The following is a 17,770-nucleotide window of genomic DNA, read 5'->3' as shown; positions in this document are numbered from 1 at the left end:
CTCTTACTATTTGATGCCCTGAAGTTTAAACGCAATGCTTAAAAATAGAAACCTCTGCCGATGTTCAATCACCGATTCGCCTTGGCATTTGAGCACCTCTTAACCCATTTAACTTGTCGCTTGTTAACTTGTATACCGATGCGTAGCTCAAACGAAGCTGCAATTACGCAACCTGAAGGTATATACTCTCTAAGTTATTGTTGAAAAGAGCGAATACTTTGTCTCAACCAAGTAGAATTACCTTTGTCACTGCGAACTTGTTTAATTTTGTCGCACCGCCTAACGCCTACTATGATTTCGAGAACATATACTCGTTAGAGCAATGGCGAGACAAACTTTCGTGGACACAACGTCAAGTTGAAAAACTGGAAGGCGACGTGATTGGCTTACAAGAAGTATTCAGTATCGAGAAGACCCAGGCATTCTTTTCAACCATCGGCTACCCCTACTTTGCGACCGTTGACACCCCACATGTTGAAGATGAGTACATTTACTCAAGCCCTGTTGTGGCAATCGCATCTCGGTTTCCAATAGAAAAAGTACAAGCGGTAGAGTTTGACTTAGCAACGCTTGAGCCTTTTGGAGTAAGTGTTGTTCCAGAGTTCAGTCGCAAACCTATCTATGCCCAAGTAATACATCCTGTACTTGGTCATATCGCCGTTTACGTAACGCACCTGAAATCTCAACGCCCAGCCGACTCAGAACAACCAGAAACGTCTAGCACGATTATTGGGCGCTGGTTATCCACCCAGCAAAGAGGCTGGGAAGCAGCGATGTTAAGAGACGCGATGCAAAAGAGGTATCGAAAAGAACCAATGCCGACAGTGTTAATGGGCGATATGAATGAACCTATCACTCCTATCAGCGTTAACAGCTCATTGGTATCCAACACTGGTGACAGCGTCACTGAATTACAACTCAAAGATGGTTGGTTATTGCAAAGTGACACCCTGAAGGATGAACGCCCAGCCACGCACTATCATTTTTCCACTGGGAATGTACTCGACTATATCTTGCTCTCACAAGAGTTTGATACCTTATCAGATATATCGGTTGCCGAGGTTGTTGACTATCAGGTGTCTAACCAACATCTGATCAACCCGATTTATAACAGAGATAAAAACGCCAGCGACCACGCATTTGTGGCGCTGACGGTTGAAGTAAAGCTTTGAGCAACCTATTTAGTTACTTAGTGACGTTTCACAATTTTACGCGGGATAAGTTCTACGCCAGGCTTGTAACGCTTGGCGGAAGCGTTGAGTGCTAACTCCATTGCGCTGTCCGCGATCAACTCAAACTGTTGAGGCAAAGAGTTGATTTTCACAGGCAAGAAGTCCAGCAGTCGATTATCACCAAATGTCGCTAAACGCACCTTTCCCATCAGTTCTGGTTTTTCTAGCATTACATCCAACACACCTTCTAACAGTGTGTATGACGTTGTAACAATGGCATCTGGCAATGCGTTCTCTGTTAACCATCTCTCTAAGACTTTCTTGCCTTCTTCCCGAGAGAAGTGTTGTCCATAACCCACTGTTGCCGTTTTGCCACCTTGTTGAGAAGCAGATAGAAAACCGAGCTCACGCTCTTTTGAGACTTGAAGATCTTGCAATGCACCGATTAAGCCAATGGACTTAATATCTTCGGACAGTACTGACTGAGTGAGTTCAAGTGCGGCGTCAAAATCTTCGCTGATGACACAACAAAAGTGCTCATCATCCATTGGACGGTCTAGCGCGATAACTGGCGTACCTGAATTTTGCAACTTAAGATAATACTCGTTTGCAGTGGGCATACCACTTGCCACAAACAACGCATCAATGCGACGACTGACTAATGCTTCCGCCACCTTTTGCTCTGTATCAGGATCATCATCAGAGCAGCCAATCAAAATTTGGTACCCCGCTTTCCGAGAGTTCTGCTCTATCAGCTTTGCAAGACGCGCATAACTGGTGTTCTCTAAGTCTGGGATGATAAGCCCAAATGAGCGTGAATTACCTGCCCGCAAGGAAGACGCCGCATGATCTGGCTTATAATTGTACTCATCTACAACGGCCATCACCTTTTTCTGAGTCTTCTCGCTGATGCGGTATTTCTGCGCTTTTCCGTTAATCACATAGCTTGCAGTTGTCTTAGAAACACCCGCTAATTTGGCTATTTCATCCAGTGTCATATTCTAAACCTTATTCTGTGCGCGCGATCATATTAATACATCAACGATCTTTCGATAAGTTGAATTATAAGCTGAACCGATTCAGTATAAAAGCTGAAAGGATTCAGCAAAACTTAAAAATTGACGTAAATCACCCGAACACGCAACAAACCAATTTGTGAGCTAGGCTATAGGACAGCGGCAAAGGCTCGTTTGTTAACGTCAGTTTTTAAAACAGTTTTTCTGAGTCTTTTAAAAAATTTACCAACAAGCTGAATCGATTTAGCTTGAAAGATAAAAGGTTTGAGGAGTGATAAGCGCTCAGAAGAAGCGGCGTTCAACTTCTCACACAGAATATTAAATTGATACCTTAAGGCTGGAGAAGCACCATGCTTAAGCTAAATAAGAACGACATTACCCTCTCGCAATCAGCGACAGATAAGTTTGAAGCAATAAAGAGTATTGCTCATAGCCTGACTGATAAAGGCCTAGTTGAACGCGGTTACGTTGAAGGCATGCTAAACCGTGAAAACCAAAACTCTACGTTTTTGGGGAACGGTATCGCCATACCGCACGGTACAACCGACACTCGTACAATGGTGAAAACAACGGGTGTTGCTGTGCATCACTTCCCACAAGGTGTCGACTGGGGTGATGGCAATACTGTGTTCGTCGCTATCGGTATCGCAGCTAAATCTGATGAGCACCTTGGTATTCTTAAACAGCTCACCAAAGTGCTAGGCGCAGATGGCGTAGAAGAGCGTCTGCGTAATGCAAAAAACGAAGACGAGATCATCGCCCTACTGCACGGTGATGTTCAGCTTGAAGCAGACTTTGACGCTTCTTTAATTCAACTCATGTTCCCTGCGAGCGACATGCTACAGATGAGTGCTGTTGCTGGTGGTCTGTTAAAAAATACTGGATGTGCTGATAACGAGTTCGTTGCAGATCTCGTTACCAAACAACCAACTCACTTAGGTAATGGCCTGTGGTTAATTGGCAGTGACAAACATGTCACTCGCACAGGTGTGTCATTTGTCTCGACGGCAAACGACTGCGAATATGAAGGTCAAAAAGTGCGTGCACTTGTCGCGTTCGCGGCATGTAACAATGCTCACCAACCTATCCTAAAAACGCTTTCTAACATTGTGTTTAACAATGAACACGGCAAGCTTTTAGATGCATCAGTAGAACAGATTCTTGCTTTGTTCAAAGGTGAAGAAGTCACAGCCGCACCTTCAGAAGAAGGCAATACCGCTGTATTTAAAATCAAAAACTCTCACGGCCTACATGCTCGTCCGGGGGCAATGTTAGTCGCAGAAGCGAAAAAGTTTGAATCCACTATACGTGTTTCCAACCTAGACGGAGATGGAAAAGCAGTAAACGCGAAGAGCCTAATGAAAGTCATCGCGCTGGGCGTTAAGCACGGTCACCAACTTCAATTTACAGCAGAAGGCCCTGATGCGCCGCAAGCCTTGGAGTCTATCGGAAATGCAATCGCTTCTGGCCTTGGTGAAGGTTAAGGATCCGATATGACAAACAAAACAAATAAGGTTGTCACTATTACGCTCAACCCAGCATTGGATTTAACAGGTTCAGTAAATGAACTAAACGTTGGTTCCGTGAGCTTAGTACAGCAAAGCAATCTCCACGCTGCTGGTAAAGGTGTCAACGTAGCAAAAGTATTGAGCGATTTAGGCGCAGACGTCACGGTTACCGGCTTTCTCGGTAAAGATAACCCTGAGCTATTTCATCAGCTTTTCAATGACATCAACGTTAAGAATGAATTTGTGGAAGTAAAGGGTGCCACTCGTATCAACGTTAAGCTGGTTGAGGCCAATGGCAACGTCAGTGATATCAACTTCCCTGGCGTTCAAGTAGCGGCCGACGAAATTACTCGCTTTGAGGAGACACTATTTCGTCTAGCGGAGACGCATGATTACTTTGTACTTGCAGGTAGCTTACCTGGAGGCGTAACCGCCGAACAATGCGCTGCATGGATAGAAGCACTGCATCAACAAGGCAAAAAGGTGTTGTTCGACAGTAGCAAAGCCGCATTGAAGTCAGGTATTGAGGCTCACCCATGGTTGATTAAGCCTAACGATGAAGAGCTTGGTGATTTTGTTGGCGAACATCTAGCAACACCTGAACAATGCCAAGCTGCAGCGCAAACACTGAGCGACAAGGGCATAGAAAACATCGTGGTTTCTATGGGTCCTGACGGTGTTATGTGGCTCAACCAAGGCGAATGGCTTAGTGCAAAACCGCCTCGAATGCATGTCGTGAGCACCGTTGGCGCAGGCGATACGCTGGTCGCTGGCTTGTGTTGGGGCCACATGCAACTGATGCCTAAAAACGATTTATTGCGCTTCGCTACGGCACTTTCTGCTTTGGCAGTTAGTCAAGTTGGCGTAGGGCTAACCAGTCAGGAAGAACTGGAAAATATCAAGCGACAAACTGAAGTTAGCGCGCTTTACCCTATTACAAACTTAGAACAAAACTAAGGAACAGAAGGTTATCGTATGAATATTGCCATTATTACTGCCTGTCCGAGCGGTGTAGCAAATAGCATCCTTGCGGCAGGATTACTAGAACAAGCCGCCGCAAAATTAAACTGGAATGCCAAAATAGAATGTCAATCAAGTGTGGTTGAACCAACACTATTGACGGAAGCTGACGTTGAACAAGCAGAAGTCATTGTCATTGCGGCAAATACTAGCGTCGACACTTCTCGTTTTGTAGGAAAAAAGGTTTACCAAGCGGAAATTAGCGAAGTAGCAAAAGACGCAACTGCGTTTCTCCAGCAAGCGGTTGAAAACGCCACTTTACTTGAAAAAGCAACCACACTTGCAGCCCCTATCACTACAGATACAACATCAGCATCAAAGAAGATTGTTGCAATCACGGCATGCCCTACTGGCGTTGCGCATACCTTTATGGCGGCAGAAGCTTTAGAAGAAGAAGGCAAGCGTCGTGGCCATCAAATCAAGGTGGAAACTCGTGGTTCAGTTGGCGCTAAAAACCAACTGACTGAGCAAGAAATTGCAGATGCCGATCTGGTGATCATTGCTGCGGATATTGAAGTGCCACTTGATCGCTTTAACGGCAAAAAGATGTACCGCACGAAAACAGGCCCAGCTCTGAAAAAAACAGCCGAAGAGATGGACAAAGCATTCGAGCAAGCCACGATTTACCAACATTCAGGTTCTGCAAATTCTGCTTCGGCAGCAGACGAGAAGAAAGGCGCTTACAAACACTTGATGACAGGGGTATCGCACATGCTGCCTGTGGTTGTCGCTGGTGGTTTGATCATCGCCCTATCGTTCGTGTTTGGTATTGAAGCATTTAAAGAAGAAGGCACACTAGCAGCAGCCTTGATGAACATTGGTGGTGGCTCTGCATTCGCATTGATGATTCCTGTACTTGCTGGCTATATTGCGTTTTCAATCGCTGACCGTCCTGGTCTGGCTCCTGGTCTTGTTGGTGGTATGCTAGCAAGTTCTACTGGCGCAGGTTTCCTTGGCGGTATCGCGGCTGGTTTCATTGCTGGTTACGCAGCGAAACTCCTCGCAGATAAGGTGAAACTGCCACAATCGATGGAGGCGCTTAAACCGATTCTGATCATTCCATTTGTGGCAACATTGTTCACTGGTCTTGTGATGATCTACATCGTAGGCGGCCCAGTTTCAGGCATCATGAACGGCCTGACTGACTTCCTAAACAACATGGGTTCTGACAGTGCAGTACTACTGGGTATTATCCTTGGCGCTATGATGTGTTTCGACCTAGGAGGCCCGGTAAACAAAGCCGCTTACGCATTTGGTGTTGGCCTTCTGGCTTCACAAACTTACGCACCAATGGCGGCAATCATGGCCGCAGGTATGGTTCCTGCGCTAGGTATGGGTTTAGCGACCTTCATTGCGAAGAACAAATTTGAACAAAATGAACGTGAGGCAGGTAAAGCATCATTTGTCTTGGGCCTTTGTTTCATCTCTGAAGGCGCAATTCCATTTGCTGCGAAAGATCCAATGCGCGTGATTCCATCTTGTATGGCAGGTGGCGCGCTTACTGGTGCCCTATCGATGCTATTCGGTGCGAAATTAATGGCACCACACGGCGGTCTATTCGTGCTGCTAATTCCTAACGCAATTTCACCAGTATTAATGTATTTAGTGGCTATTGCAGCAGGTACAGCGGTAACTGGCTTTACTTACGCATTCTTAAAAAGCAAAGCAGAAGCGAAACAAGAAGTCGCAGCTTAATTAGAGCGACTCCGGTTAACAATGCCACCCTCGAATTTGGCATTTAGCACCTCCCTTTAATTCCGGTTAAGGGAGGTGTTTTTTATTCCGCAGCCGGAACGGCTACAATGTCTACTTCCCCACTGCTCATATCCACCGTTGCTTGATAAGCGCTATGCGGGTCACCGTAGTGCTTGAAGGTAAAGTGGTAAACGTTAGCTGGCGTCCACAAGGTTTTTGATTCTGCGGGCAGAATGTCATAGCCGTCTTGCTGATAAAGCTCTGTCGCCATTACATTTGCGATTGCCGCCTGCTGGTTAGCGTCTCGATCCACCTTTGGCTCTAGTGACGGGTTACTTGGATAAGACTCACCGTTGTAACTCATGAGTCGATAGGAGCCATTACTCCAAACGATAAAGTCCTGCCAACCATTACTGTAACTGTCGGCTAGTACAATAGGCGTGCGAGTTACCGACATTCGATTAATAACGTTTCCCTCATTATCAAACATATATGCAGCACAGCCACCACTACCACAGAAATAGCGATCTTGAAGCAACACTATGTATTCTGCCTTGCCGTCGCTGTTTAGGTCGGCGCTACCCGATAGATAACGTAGATTGTCTTGCTCGAGCGACAGCCCTTCAGGGGCTAAAACCTTACTATCAATCCAACTGGAAATGACTTCAGCACTAACACTGTTGACTTTAGGGGCAGGTTGTTTGGTTTCTGTCGGCATGCTATCCGTCGCGGTGCAGCCAACCAAGGTGAAAGAACCAACGAAGAAGAGTCCGTTTAATATGCGCTTATTCATGTAATCTCAATCTTTGATGTGTCGTTACATCAGTATACGCATGATTTGCATTGTAATCGTAAGAAAATCATTAAAATCAAGCAAATGAATGGTTTGGTATATATTAGTAAGATCAAAAAAGCCCCGAAGAAAACCTTCAGGGCTAGGCAGGAAGCTGGCAAATAGCCAGGAGTCCCTATGCAGTGGTCGGTTTTACCCTAAACAGAATTGCAAACATCACTGGCACCACTATCAGTGTCAGTACAGTAGCAAAACCAAGACCTGCCATAATCGTTATTGCCATCGAGCCAAAGAAGGCGTCGAAGACCAGTGGAATCATCCCCAAGATAGTTGTTAGCGCAGCCATACTTACCGGACGAACGCGGCTTATCGCACTGTCAACAATCGCGAGGTAAGGATCTTTACCTGACTCCAACTCAAGGTTAATTTGGTCAAGCAACACAATACCGTTTTTCAAAATCATGCCACTTAGGCTTAACAAACCAAGGAATGCTGTAAAACTGAACGGCATGTTCGTGGTAAGCAAACCAAAAGCAACGCCAATGATCGCTAACGGAACGGTGAACCAAATTACCAACGGCTTTTTGATTGAGTTAAACAATAAAATAGTAATGATGAACATCAACAAGTAACCCATCGGCAATGAACCGAATAGGCCTTCTTGTGCATCTTTGGATGATTCGTACTCACCACCCCATGTGATTTCGTATCCTTCTGGAACATGCAATGCCATCACTTTAGGCTGTACACGAGCAAATAAGCTTGCTGCCGTGTCGTCACTCAACACATCATGGTCCGCGAGAACGGTTAACGTACGCTTACGGTCACGACGCTGAATTAGCGGCTCACTCCAATCCAGTTGAACGCCATCAATCACTTGATCAACCGGAATATACGTTTGCAACGAAGGACTCCAAATGGTCACGTTTTGTAGTGATTCAAAATCTACGCGTTCTTCTTCAGGAAGGCGTGTCATAATTGGCAACGTATGTGTACCATCACGCAAGTAACCTAAGGTGCTACCACCAAACGCCATTTGCAGTGTGCTTGAAAGATCTTCTTTCGAAATACCTAAGCGACGAGCTTTAGACTCGTTGAAAACGGGTACAAGTTCCTTGGTGCGCTCTCGCCAATCGTGACGAATGTTTCGGGCACCAGGGTCGGTATGAAGGATGTCTTCAACTTGCACCGCCAAGTCACGTAAAACTTGTGGATCAGGGCCAGTAATACGCGCTTCGATCTTAGACGCTGGTGATGGACCAAATTCCATCAATTTAAACTGGAACGTAGGCGCATCAAATGTTTTCGCCAGATTCGCATCTAACTTATGCAGCAAACCAAACATTTTCTCACGGTCAGTCGCGCGAACTTGGAACTGAGCGTACGCTTCGTAACTTTTTTCTGGTTGATAGGTTAAAGCAAAACGCTGTAGACCCTGCCCAATCGAAGCAGAAACAAAGTCAATATCATCTTGCTGACGAATGTAGCTTTCGACCTCTTCAGCTTTTTTGATCGTTTCACGGATGTCAGTACCCTCTGGCATCCACATATCCACGTAGAACATCGGCGTATTCGATGGTGGGAAGAACTGCTGTTTTACATTACCAAATGCCACGACAGCACCCACTAACAGCGCCACCATGCCAGCAACGGTAAGCCAGCGGAATCGTAATGCAAATTTCAGCGATGCCCCAAATACGACAAACAACCAGCCTTTATAAGGATCATCTTCGCTAGTACCCTGCTCTTTGTTTTCCTCTTTCAACAAAAGATCGGCAAGGAAAGGCGTCAGTGTAATAGCGGTAATCCAGCTTAAAAATAGGGAGAAACACAGCACCCAGAATAGAGAGCCCATGAACTCACCTGTCGCATCTTGCGACAAACCGATAGGTGCAAAAGCCGTAATTGCAATAACAGTTGCGCCCAGCAAAGGCCATTGTGTTTGCTTTACAATATCGACAGCCGCTTGAACTTTGGTACGCCCTTTCTTTAGGCCAACCAATATGCCTTCCACGACAACAATCGCGTTATCAACCAGCATACCTAAGGCAATAATTAACGCGCCAAGAGAAATACGATGCAGTTCGATGTTGTTGTAATTCATCAAAATGAAGGTACCAAATACCGTCAATAACAACACAACTCCAATGATGACACCACTGCGTAAACCCATAGTAAACAGCAACACAATGATTACGATCGCCACTGCCTCCGCTAGACTAATTACAAACGCTTTAACAGATTCATCCACCTCATTGGCTTGGTTGTAAAAGTAGTTCATATCGATGCCAGCAGGCTTGATAGACTCAAGGCTCGCGAGCTCCGCATCCAAACGTTCACCAACCTCAACCACGTTCACACCCGATGCAAACGAGATACCGATATTAATCGCTTTTTGACCGTTAAAGAGTACGACGTTGCTTGGCTTCTCTTGAATACCGCGAGAAATCGTTGCTACGTCTTTTAGACGAATTAGATTTCCTGTGTCACGGCCATGAATGATCAGATTTTCTAGTGCTTCTACAGTGTTTAAGGTGCCGCTTGGGCGAATAACAAGGCTTTCGCCATTGACCATCACTTCACCTGCTGAAACCACATTGTTTTGCTGGTTCAACAAGCTCGAAACCACATTCATGTCTAAGTTCAGTGCAGCAAGGCGATCAAGTGAGATCTCAACGAATAGCATTTCTTGCTGATCGCCCGTGATGTCTACCTTACCAACACCATCAACAAGCTCGATTTCACGGGTCAGGTAATCCGCATAACGTTTCAGCTCTACATAGTCGTAATCGTCACCAGTGAGCATTAACATCACGCCATAAACGTCACCGAAATCATCAATGATCTGTAAAGACTGAACACCTTGAGGCAATGATGGTCGTAAATCATTAATTTTACGGCGCATTTCATCCCAAATTTGCGGCAGTTCATCAGGACCATAGTCCATTTCCATGCTCACCGTTATTTGAGACATACCATTAGAAGACGTAGAGGTAATTTTGTCGATATAAGGGAGTTTTCGAATCTCTTTTTCTAGAGGATACGTCAGCTCTTCTTCAACTTCTTTTGACGTCGCGCCAGGGTATGTTGAGATGATCATGGCATCTTTGATCGTAAATGCCGGGTCTTCTAATCGTCCCAGCTCCAAAAATGACGTTAAACCACCAACAGCAAGGATAATAATGAACAACCAGCTGATGACTTTGTTTTTTATTGAATACTCAGCAATGTTCATTATTGGTTATTCTCCACAACATCCACATGTTTACCTTCGCGTAATTTACGCAGATTTGAATTAATCAGAATATCGCCCTGGCTAACACCTGACGACACAATGGCTCCATTGCCATTCACTTGAGAAATCATGACAGGCACCCGTGTGACAATGTCACCTTCTTTTTTCCACACAAAGAACTCATTCCCTTCACTGCCTGCTTGAAGCGCCGTGACAGGCACACTGTAACCATCGATAGAGGTAATGCCCGCCTTCACCATATCGACCAAAACGCTTACGCTGGTTCCCGGCAATATCTCTGTTTTTGGCTGTGGCATCGTCAAGTACATTTCGTAGGTTTGAGTTTCAGCGTTGGGTTCACTTGTGTGCTCTAAATAGTCCAAAGCAAATCTGCCATCGATGCCGGAGAAGGTTGCTCTAGGCTTGTAGCTCATGCTGTCTGAGTTCGGGTCTACCATCGCTAAAACATTGTCGGAAAGCTCAATACGCACGTAAACCAAATCGTTTTGGTATAGGTTTAACACGGGTTCACCAATTGCCACACGCTCAAAACGTTCTTTGAAAACATCGGATACTTTACCGGCGAACGGGGCGAATAAACGGGTGTAATTCAATTGATTGGTCGCGTTATAGAAAGTAGCCTCAGCTAGCTCTTTATTGGCGGTTAGCTCATCAAGTTCCGCTTTTGAAATCATTTGACGTGCATGCAAGTCTTCACCGCGTTTAAGCTGACGAATTGCAAGTGTGTATTGTGCTTCTGCGTCATTCACGGCTTGCTTCTCTTTGCTATCATCTAGCTTTGCGATCATTTGCCCCTGCTTCACAACGTCACCCGCTTTAACCAATACGTGCTGAACTTCCCCAGCGCGGCGAAATGCCATTGGCGTTTGCTCTGCAGGCACTACTATGCCTTTGAACGCGCGATGTTGACTTTGTACTGGTGCATCCACCGAGATAGTCGACACAAAAAGTGGCTGCTCGACGATAGCTTGGTTTTCATTTTTGCACCCTGTTAAAACTGCAAGTGCAATCGCAGAGATCGTAAGTAGAGAACGTTTCATTAAATGCCTCCCTCACGAACCCAAGCTTTCACCACTTGTCCTTCAACCAGTCTCTCAACACCAGCAATAACAACGTAATCATTGTTATCAAGCCCGGCTTTCACACCACCTGCTGCGTCAAGTGACACAGTGACTTTATTGACCTGCTGCGTGCTTCTGTCCATTACCCAAACTTCACCTTGCGTCCCATTTTTGTTGACCCAAGCAGACTGAGGTAACGTCATCGCGTCCGATACATGTTGTTTAGCAATGTGTACCTGCCCAGTCATACCTGTCAGCAAATTGCGATCTTCTGGTCGAGTGATGGTCACGATCGCCTCATAACTATTGGTATCGATGTTTGGCTGCGTCGAGATTTCTTTAAATTGCCCAGGGATACGTTTTCCTGGCTCGCTATCCATCGTCACCCACATATCGGAGTTTTGCAGTGACTCAAGTGATACAGATTCCGCATAACTTACTGGCAAGGTGAAAGATACATCCAACGTCGTGTTATCAATGAGATTCAAGATCTCCTGCTTCTCTGCTACTACTTGAAACGGGTTGACATAGGTATATGACACAATGCCATCAAACGGTGCGTGAATTTTGGTATAGCTCAAATCGGTTTTAGCTTGTTCGTAGTTCGCCAATGCCGCTTTATATTGAGTTTCTTTCTGATCGTACTCATCAGTACTAATGAGTTTTTTTCCGTAAAGGTTTTTCGCGCGGTCCCATTGTGTTTTCGCTAACGCGTACTGCGCTTGAGCGGCATCTAACGCAAGCTGAAGATCTTTAGGGTCTAACGTTGCGAGCACTTCACCTTTTTGGACTTTTTGACCCATGCGTACACGTAATTCATCAACCTCTCCACCAACCTGAAAAGAAAGCTGCGCGCGATGTGTTGCATCAATACGCGCTAAAAAGGCGTGCGAGTCTTCAAGTTCTAGGTCTTTCACCGCCAGTAATTTTACAGGTTTGATTAAAGGTTCAGACGGCTCAGAAATGGCTTTATTACACCCAGTTAGCATCCCAGAAAGACTTAATGTCACCACTGCGCCAACTAAAGTGCGCTTTAAATATTGTTTTCGCACCCGCTTTCTCCGTAGGTTTTATATATTACACAGCCGTGCAGTATAAGCAGAATTTGAAATTGATCAACATATTTTCCAGGTGGATAGCAAATTAATTAGTCAAAGCGTTCGGTTTCTGGTAAAAGTAAGCGCGTGATTAATATTCGGGAAAATTCGAACTATGAATGAAAGAAAGCAGGGGCGTAGAAGTGCTGAAGCAGCAGAACAAACTAAGTGTCTGATCCTTAAAGTGGCAGCAGATATGTTTTGTGAACTTGGTTACGAGCGTGTCTCGCTGCGCAATATCAGTGAAAAGGCTGGTGTTTCACATAGTTTGATCCGTCACCACTTCGGCAGCAAAGAGAAAATCTGGCAAGCGGTTAGCGATGCAATGGACGAGTTCATGCAGTGCTATATGGCTGAACTCATCAATGAAATGCCGGAGAACACACCTTCGAATAGAAAAATTTATCTGTTTATGGTTCGCATGCTAGCATTTGCTCTCGTCAATCCTCACCCAGTACAGATGATCGCCGATGCCATTCGACAAGGCGATGACGGTGCTCTGCTGCAGTATTTCTTAAAGTCAAAAGATGAGTTCGCTGCGATATTTACCGGAATTTTCGAGCAGTACAACAGCGAAAACCCTAATGCACAATTTGATCAGTGGGAATCAAAGTGGCAAATGTTGATCTTCGCACATGGTGCTGTCAGTCTCGCGCCAATGATGCAAGAAACATGGCCGGATATTGCAGATAATCGCGAAAAACTGCTGATCAAGCATTGGGAATTGTTTAATACCATTATGGCCTCTCAATTTGGGATCCCAAAAGAAGAGATGATTCATCCGGAAAAGCTTGAAGATATCGTTATTGATATGTGCTGTACTATTGATGAAGCAGTAAACTAAAAGTAAACAAGCGAAAAGAAGACATAAAAAATGCCGAGCTACAAAGCTCGGCATTTTTGTTTCAATTCGTTTTAACCACGGTAGTAGCGTTGTGGTACGAACGGCATTTTTTCAACTGTCATTGGTAGCATTTTACCACGCACTTCAGCGAACACTTCAGTACCAATCGCCGCCAAATCCGCACGAACATAACCCATTGAGACTGGCTTACCTGCATTCGGACCCGCCGTACCGCTGGTTACAACGCCAATTTTAACGCCGTCAGCATCAAACAGTTCAACACCTTCACGCACTGGCGCTTTGGTTTGACCTACTAGACCCACACGCTTACGCGCCACATCTTTAGTCTCAATCTGCTTAAGAATAATGTCTGCGCCAGGGAAACCACCTTCACGTTCACCACCAATACGACGAACTTTTTGGATACCCCATAGCAAGCTCGCTTCAACAGGTGTTGTTGTTGTGTCTAGGTCATGACCGTATAGACAAAGGCCACACTCAAGACGAAGTGAATCACGAGCACCAAGGCCAATCCATTCAACTTCATCTTCCGCAGTCAGTTTACGTGCTAGCTCTTCCGCTTTGTCAGCAGGAACCGAGATTTCGTAACCGTCTTCGCCTGTATAACCACTACGAGAAACAATGCACTCGGCGCCTAAAATATCGACTTTACGAATATCCATGAACAGCATTTCAGAAACTTCTGGTGCAAAACGCGCCAATACAGCCGCCGCTTTAGGGCCTTGGATTGCAAGTAGAGCTCGGTCTTCGATAATTTCTAGCTCAACACCAGATGGTAAATGCGCTTGTAGGTGTGCGATATCTTGCGCTTTACATGCTGCGTTCACAACCACAAACAGATGATCGCCTAGGTTAGCCACCATCAAGTCGTCCATGATGCCGCCCTCTTCATTAGTGAAAAAAGCGTAACGCTGTTTACCAGACTCAAGATCCACAATATCCACTGGAACTAATGTTTCTAGGAACGCAGCTGCACCGTCACCAATTAGGCGAAGCTGTCCCATGTGAGAAACGTCAAACAGACCTGCCGCATCACGAGTATGTAAGTGTTCCTTCTTTACGCCTAGAGGATACTGAACAGGCATATCGTAACCCGCGAACGGGACCATTTTGGCACCAACTTCAACGTGAAGTGCGTGTAGTGGTGTTTTCAGTAGTTCTTGAGTCATTTTCGTCTCCATTTAGATAGACCCGAGAATGCTATCGGCATTCGATGTGTTTCCAATAATAAACATGGCTCATTCTATTTTGCACGAACAAGACGTAGATCGACTTGCAAAAGTGTGACTCTTAACATTTTAATCACAACAAATCGTACAAAAAAAGCGCTTTAATGAGCAAGTTCTCATCAAAAAAGCGCCTTTTCATCATAACGACCACCAACAGCAATCGTTTGCTTTCACTATAGGAAATTTACAAGTATTTATCACTATTTGGCTGTCACCCACAAAATGAGCGCATCTTCCTCGCTAACACTGGTCAACATATGTCCCATATTTGCATCGTAATAAACGCTGTCTCCCTCGCTTAAAACAACAGGTTCGTAAAACTCAGAATAGAACATGACCTCACCAGATAAGATAAGCAGAAATTCTTCGCCATCATGACGAACCCAGTCTTTATATTCATCAAAACTACGAGCTCGAATTTGGCTCTTAAACGGCATCATTTTCTTATTGGAAAGTTGTGTCGCGAGCAGTTCATGTTCATAAGTTTGTGTTGGGTGTGGTTTACCTTCATTCTTCTTGGTAACATCCCTACGCCCTGTCGCTACCTTTTTTCTAGGTGGTTCAAATAGTTGTGGCATGTCAATTTGTAAGCCAAGTGCCAATTTTTGCATCGCTTGAAACGTCGGGGAGATCTGCTCATTTTCTATTTTGCTCAGTGTAGATCGAGCAAGCCCGGTTCGCTGACTGGCCTCTTCTAATGTGATACCGAGTTTCGAGCGGATATCCTTAATACGCTGGCCCAGTTTTAACGGCTCGATATTTTGGTCATGTTGCTCTTTTGCCAACGTCATCGATGGGTATTCATCGTAAATACTTTCTGCCATAAATCCCTCTATAGATATCCATATTTTTTGTCTTACTCGCATTGTGCATGAAGCACATAGTGGATAGAAGTCCACCAAGTGAATTAAACCGTGCTCTTGTTAACAAATTTTGAAATCTTGTTTCCTATAGGAAATTTTTGGTTGATTGTTCCCGTCACAGGCGCTATGTTACCAACTTGTTAGATGTAGAGATGCATATTTCCGTAAGAGATTGGTAAAGGAAACACGCAATCCAACGGAGTTTTTGCCCAAATTTAGGGCCGGATGTTCACTCTGTTCTGCTACGCAGTTCAGCTGTTTTTGAGGACAAATGAACCACAACCGCAAATCATAACTCATCTATTGCGGGTTCATTTTCAGATTTGGAAGGTCAACTACCATGAATAAGAGTTACCCTAACCACAGCTTGGAAAACTTTTTCTCTACCAACCTCTCTGCGACAGATGATGCTGTCTTTGCTGGAATTCAAGCGGAATCCGCTCGCCAAAACGAACAAATCGAACTTATCGCTTCTGAGAACATTGTTTCTAAAGCGGTAATGCAAGCTCAAGGCACATGCCTAACAAACAAATACGCTGAAGGCTACCCAGGTCGTCGTTACTATGGTGGTTGTGAGCACGTAGATACAGTGGAAGCCATTGCTATCGAACGCGCAAAAAAACTTTTCAATTGTGAATACGCAAACGTTCAACCACACTCAGGCGCACAAGCAAACGGCGCAGTAAAACTAGCACTGCTTCAACCTGGTGACACCATTCTTGGTATGTCTTTAGACGCAGGTGGTCACCTGACGCACGGTGCACGCCCTGCACTTTCTGGTAAATGGTTTAATGCAGTTCAATACGGTGTTGATCGCGAAACACTGGAAATCAACTACGAAGATGTTCGTGAGCTAGCACTTGAGCACCAACCTAAAATGATCATCGCAGGTGGTAGCGCTATTCCACGTACTATCGACTTTGCAAAATTCCGTGAAATCGCAGACGAAGTAAATGCAATTCTTATGGTCGACATGGCACACATCGCCGGTCTTATCGCAACAGGCGCGCACCCTAGCCCACTGCCACACGCACACGTTGTTACGACTACAACACACAAAACATTGCGTGGCCCTCGCGGCGGTATGATTCTTACTAACCACGAAGACATCATTAAGAAAATCAACTCAGCCGTATTCCCTGGCCTACAAGGTGGCCCACTGATGCACGTTATCGCAGCCAAAGCGGTCGCATTTGGTGAAGCGCTTGGCCCTGAATTTAAAACTTATATTGATTCGGTGATCAATAACGCAAAAGTCCTAGCGGAAGTATTGCAAACTCGCGGTTGCGACATCGTAACTGGTGGCACAGACACGCACCTAATGCTGGTTGACCTTCGTCCGAAAGGGTTGAAAGGCAATAAAGCAGAAGAAGCTCTAGAGCGTGCTGGGATCACATGTAACAAAAATGGCATCCCATTCGATACAGAGAAGCCTATGATTACATCGGGCATCCGTTTAGGAACGCCTGCGGGTACAAGCCGCGGCTTTGGCGCTGAAGAATTCAAACTCATCGGTAATTGGATTGGTGACGTACTGGACGGTTTAGTGAACAACCCTGAAGGTGACGCAGAAGTTGAAAAACGCGTTCGCAAAGAAGTAAAAGAACTTTGCAGTCGCTTTCCTCTATACCAGTAAACGATTTTTTAAAATCATAATAATTCCTGACAAGTTATTCGGAGATTAAGCAATGGACAAAACACTGAAGTTTGCAGATAGCCACGAGTGGGTACGTGACAACGGTGACGGCACAGTAACAATTGGTATTTCTGAGCATGCACAAGAAATGCTAGGTGACGTGGTATTCGTTGACCTACCAGACGTAGAAGACGAAGTTGAAGCAGGTGAAAGCTTCTCTCTCGTTGAATCTGTAAAAGCAGCGTCAGACATCTACGCACCAATCACTGGTGAAATCGTAGAAATCAATGAAGAACTAGAAGACAGCCCAGAGCTAATTAACGAAGAGCCGTACGAAGGTGGCTGGATCGTAAAAGTGAAGATGTCTGATGTATCTGAACTAGATAACCTGAAAGACGCAGACGAATACCTAAACTCTATCGAAGAAGAGTAATTAGGATGTGACGAAAGCTGTTCCCTAGCCTGTTTAGAGAACAGCTTTTTTTCTAGGTTCGGACGTATAATTTAATTTATCAGTAACGCAAATCCGTTACCCGAACCAAGGAGTAGGTAAAGGACA

14 protein-coding genes are annotated in these 17,770 nt (G+C 45.1%); 7 read left to right on the top strand and 7 right to left on the bottom strand.

Annotated elements, in window-relative coordinates:
* The first annotated feature begins 218 nt into the window (after positions 1-218).
* Positions 219-1,172, top strand: a complete 954-nt coding sequence (locus IJ23_RS13590) for an endonuclease/exonuclease/phosphatase family protein (RefSeq protein WP_033906531.1) — start codon at positions 219-221, stop codon at positions 1,170-1,172.
* A 17-nt stretch (positions 1,173-1,189) separates the two neighbouring features.
* On the opposite strand, the gene cra is transcribed toward IJ23_RS13590, so the two are convergent.
* The gene (gene cra / locus IJ23_RS13585) at positions 1,190-2,170 is read right to left on the bottom strand and encodes a catabolite repressor/activator (RefSeq protein ID WP_005386066.1); all 981 of its coding nucleotides are present in this window, start codon (positions 2,168-2,170) and stop codon (positions 1,190-1,192) included.
* Between the two features lie 368 nt (positions 2,171-2,538).
* On the opposite strand from cra, the gene fruB reads away from it, so the two are divergent.
* From fruB to fruA, 3 genes are read left to right on the top strand one after another with little or no spacing between them, the layout of a single operon-like run.
* On the top strand, positions 2,539-3,672 hold the full coding sequence (gene fruB, locus IJ23_RS13580) for a fused PTS fructose transporter subunit IIA/HPr protein (protein ID WP_017634190.1): 1,134 nt from the start codon (positions 2,539-2,541) through the stop codon (positions 3,670-3,672).
* A gap of 9 nt (positions 3,673-3,681) precedes the next feature.
* Positions 3,682-4,653 carry a 1-phosphofructokinase gene (gene pfkB, locus IJ23_RS13575; RefSeq protein ID WP_017634191.1) on the top strand — a complete coding sequence of 324 codons (972 nt, stop codon included), beginning with the start codon at positions 3,682-3,684 and terminating at the stop codon, positions 4,651-4,653.
* A gap of 18 nt (positions 4,654-4,671) precedes the next feature.
* Positions 4,672-6,411, top strand: coding sequence for a PTS fructose transporter subunit IIBC (gene fruA / locus IJ23_RS13570; RefSeq protein WP_033906530.1), 1,740 nt, complete (start codon positions 4,672-4,674; stop codon positions 6,409-6,411).
* Positions 6,412-6,493: 82 nt separating this feature from the next.
* Here fruA and IJ23_RS13565 read toward each other — a convergent pair whose 3' ends face one another.
* From IJ23_RS13565 to IJ23_RS13550, 4 genes are all read right to left on the bottom strand, one after another.
* On the bottom strand, positions 6,494-7,204 hold the full coding sequence (locus IJ23_RS13565) for a hypothetical protein (RefSeq protein ID WP_033906529.1): 711 nt from the start codon (positions 7,202-7,204) through the stop codon (positions 6,494-6,496).
* Between the two features lie 175 nt (positions 7,205-7,379).
* On the bottom strand, positions 7,380-10,439 hold the full coding sequence (locus IJ23_RS13560; protein ID WP_005386052.1) for an efflux RND transporter permease subunit: 3,060 nt from the start codon (positions 10,437-10,439) through the stop codon (positions 7,380-7,382).
* Positions 10,439-11,500, bottom strand: a complete 1,062-nt coding sequence (locus IJ23_RS13555; protein ID WP_005376420.1) for an efflux RND transporter periplasmic adaptor subunit — start codon at positions 11,498-11,500, stop codon at positions 10,439-10,441. The genes IJ23_RS13560 and IJ23_RS13555 overlap by 1 nt, the downstream gene beginning before the upstream one ends.
* Positions 11,500-12,573 (bottom strand): efflux RND transporter periplasmic adaptor subunit, encoded by a 1,074-nt coding sequence (locus tag IJ23_RS13550; RefSeq protein ID WP_017820965.1) that lies wholly within the window; start codon positions 12,571-12,573, stop codon positions 11,500-11,502. The genes IJ23_RS13555 and IJ23_RS13550 overlap by 1 nt, the downstream gene beginning before the upstream one ends.
* 160 nt (positions 12,574-12,733) lie before the next feature.
* Between IJ23_RS13550 and vdeR the strand changes: the two genes are divergently transcribed.
* The gene (gene vdeR, locus IJ23_RS13545) at positions 12,734-13,462 is read left to right on the top strand and encodes an efflux transporter transcriptional repressor VdeR (protein ID WP_005376423.1); all 729 of its coding nucleotides are present in this window, start codon (positions 12,734-12,736) and stop codon (positions 13,460-13,462) included.
* 71 nt (positions 13,463-13,533) lie between these two features.
* Here vdeR and gcvT read toward each other — a convergent pair whose 3' ends face one another.
* Both gcvT and IJ23_RS13535 read right to left on the bottom strand, forming a co-directional pair.
* Positions 13,534-14,652 carry a glycine cleavage system aminomethyltransferase GcvT gene (gene gcvT, locus IJ23_RS13540; protein ID WP_017820967.1) on the bottom strand — a complete coding sequence of 373 codons (1,119 nt, stop codon included), beginning with the start codon at positions 14,650-14,652 and terminating at the stop codon, positions 13,534-13,536.
* 260 nt (positions 14,653-14,912) lie between these two features.
* A complete protein-coding gene (locus IJ23_RS13535; RefSeq protein ID WP_005376429.1) occupies positions 14,913-15,536 on the bottom strand; it encodes a helix-turn-helix domain-containing protein in 624 nt (207 codons plus the stop codon).
* A 379-nt stretch (positions 15,537-15,915) separates the two neighbouring features.
* Between IJ23_RS13535 and IJ23_RS13530 the strand changes: the two genes are divergently transcribed.
* Both IJ23_RS13530 and gcvH read left to right on the top strand, forming a co-directional pair.
* Positions 15,916-17,211, top strand: coding sequence for a serine hydroxymethyltransferase (locus IJ23_RS13530; RefSeq protein WP_005376430.1), 1,296 nt, complete (start codon positions 15,916-15,918; stop codon positions 17,209-17,211).
* Between the two features lie 52 nt (positions 17,212-17,263).
* Positions 17,264-17,644: a glycine cleavage system protein GcvH gene (gene gcvH / locus IJ23_RS13525; RefSeq protein WP_005376432.1), complete on the top strand. Its 381-nt coding sequence runs from the start codon at positions 17,264-17,266 to the stop codon at positions 17,642-17,644.
* Positions 17,645-17,770 lie beyond the last annotated feature (126 nt).

Origin of the sequence: Vibrio sp. OY15, assembly GCF_000742455.1 — a bacterium.
GTDB classification, from domain to species: Bacteria; Pseudomonadota; Gammaproteobacteria; order Enterobacterales; family Vibrionaceae; genus Vibrio; species Vibrio alginolyticus.
Note: the sequence above shows the minus strand (reverse complement) of the source record. Positions and strands in the feature narration are given on the sequence as shown.

Excerpts from the sequence above, each read along its gene's own strand:
- cra (WP_005386066.1), bottom strand. The coding sequence starts at position 2,170 with ATGACACTGGATGAAATAGCCAAATTAGCGGGTGTTTCTAAGACAACT.
- fruB (WP_017634190.1), top strand. The coding sequence starts at position 2,539 with ATGCTTAAGCTAAATAAGAACGACATTACCCTCTCGCAATCAGCGACA.
- pfkB (WP_017634191.1), top strand. The coding sequence starts at position 3,682 with ATGACAAACAAAACAAATAAGGTTGTCACTATTACGCTCAACCCAGCA.
- fruA (WP_033906530.1), top strand. The coding sequence starts at position 4,672 with ATGAATATTGCCATTATTACTGCCTGTCCGAGCGGTGTAGCAAATAGC.
- IJ23_RS13565 (WP_033906529.1), bottom strand. The coding sequence starts at position 7,204 with ATGAATAAGCGCATATTAAACGGACTCTTCTTCGTTGGTTCTTTCACC.
- IJ23_RS13560 (WP_005386052.1), bottom strand. The coding sequence starts at position 10,439 with ATGAACATTGCTGAGTATTCAATAAAAAACAAAGTCATCAGCTGGTTG.
- IJ23_RS13555 (WP_005376420.1), bottom strand. The coding sequence starts at position 11,500 with ATGAAACGTTCTCTACTTACGATCTCTGCGATTGCACTTGCAGTTTTA.
- vdeR (WP_005376423.1), top strand. The coding sequence starts at position 12,734 with ATGAATGAAAGAAAGCAGGGGCGTAGAAGTGCTGAAGCAGCAGAACAA.
- gcvT (WP_017820967.1), bottom strand. The coding sequence starts at position 14,652 with ATGACTCAAGAACTACTGAAAACACCACTACACGCACTTCACGTTGAA.
- IJ23_RS13535 (WP_005376429.1), bottom strand. The coding sequence starts at position 15,536 with ATGGCAGAAAGTATTTACGATGAATACCCATCGATGACGTTGGCAAAA.
- IJ23_RS13530 (WP_005376430.1), top strand. The coding sequence starts at position 15,916 with ATGAATAAGAGTTACCCTAACCACAGCTTGGAAAACTTTTTCTCTACC.
- gcvH (WP_005376432.1), top strand. The coding sequence starts at position 17,264 with ATGGACAAAACACTGAAGTTTGCAGATAGCCACGAGTGGGTACGTGAC.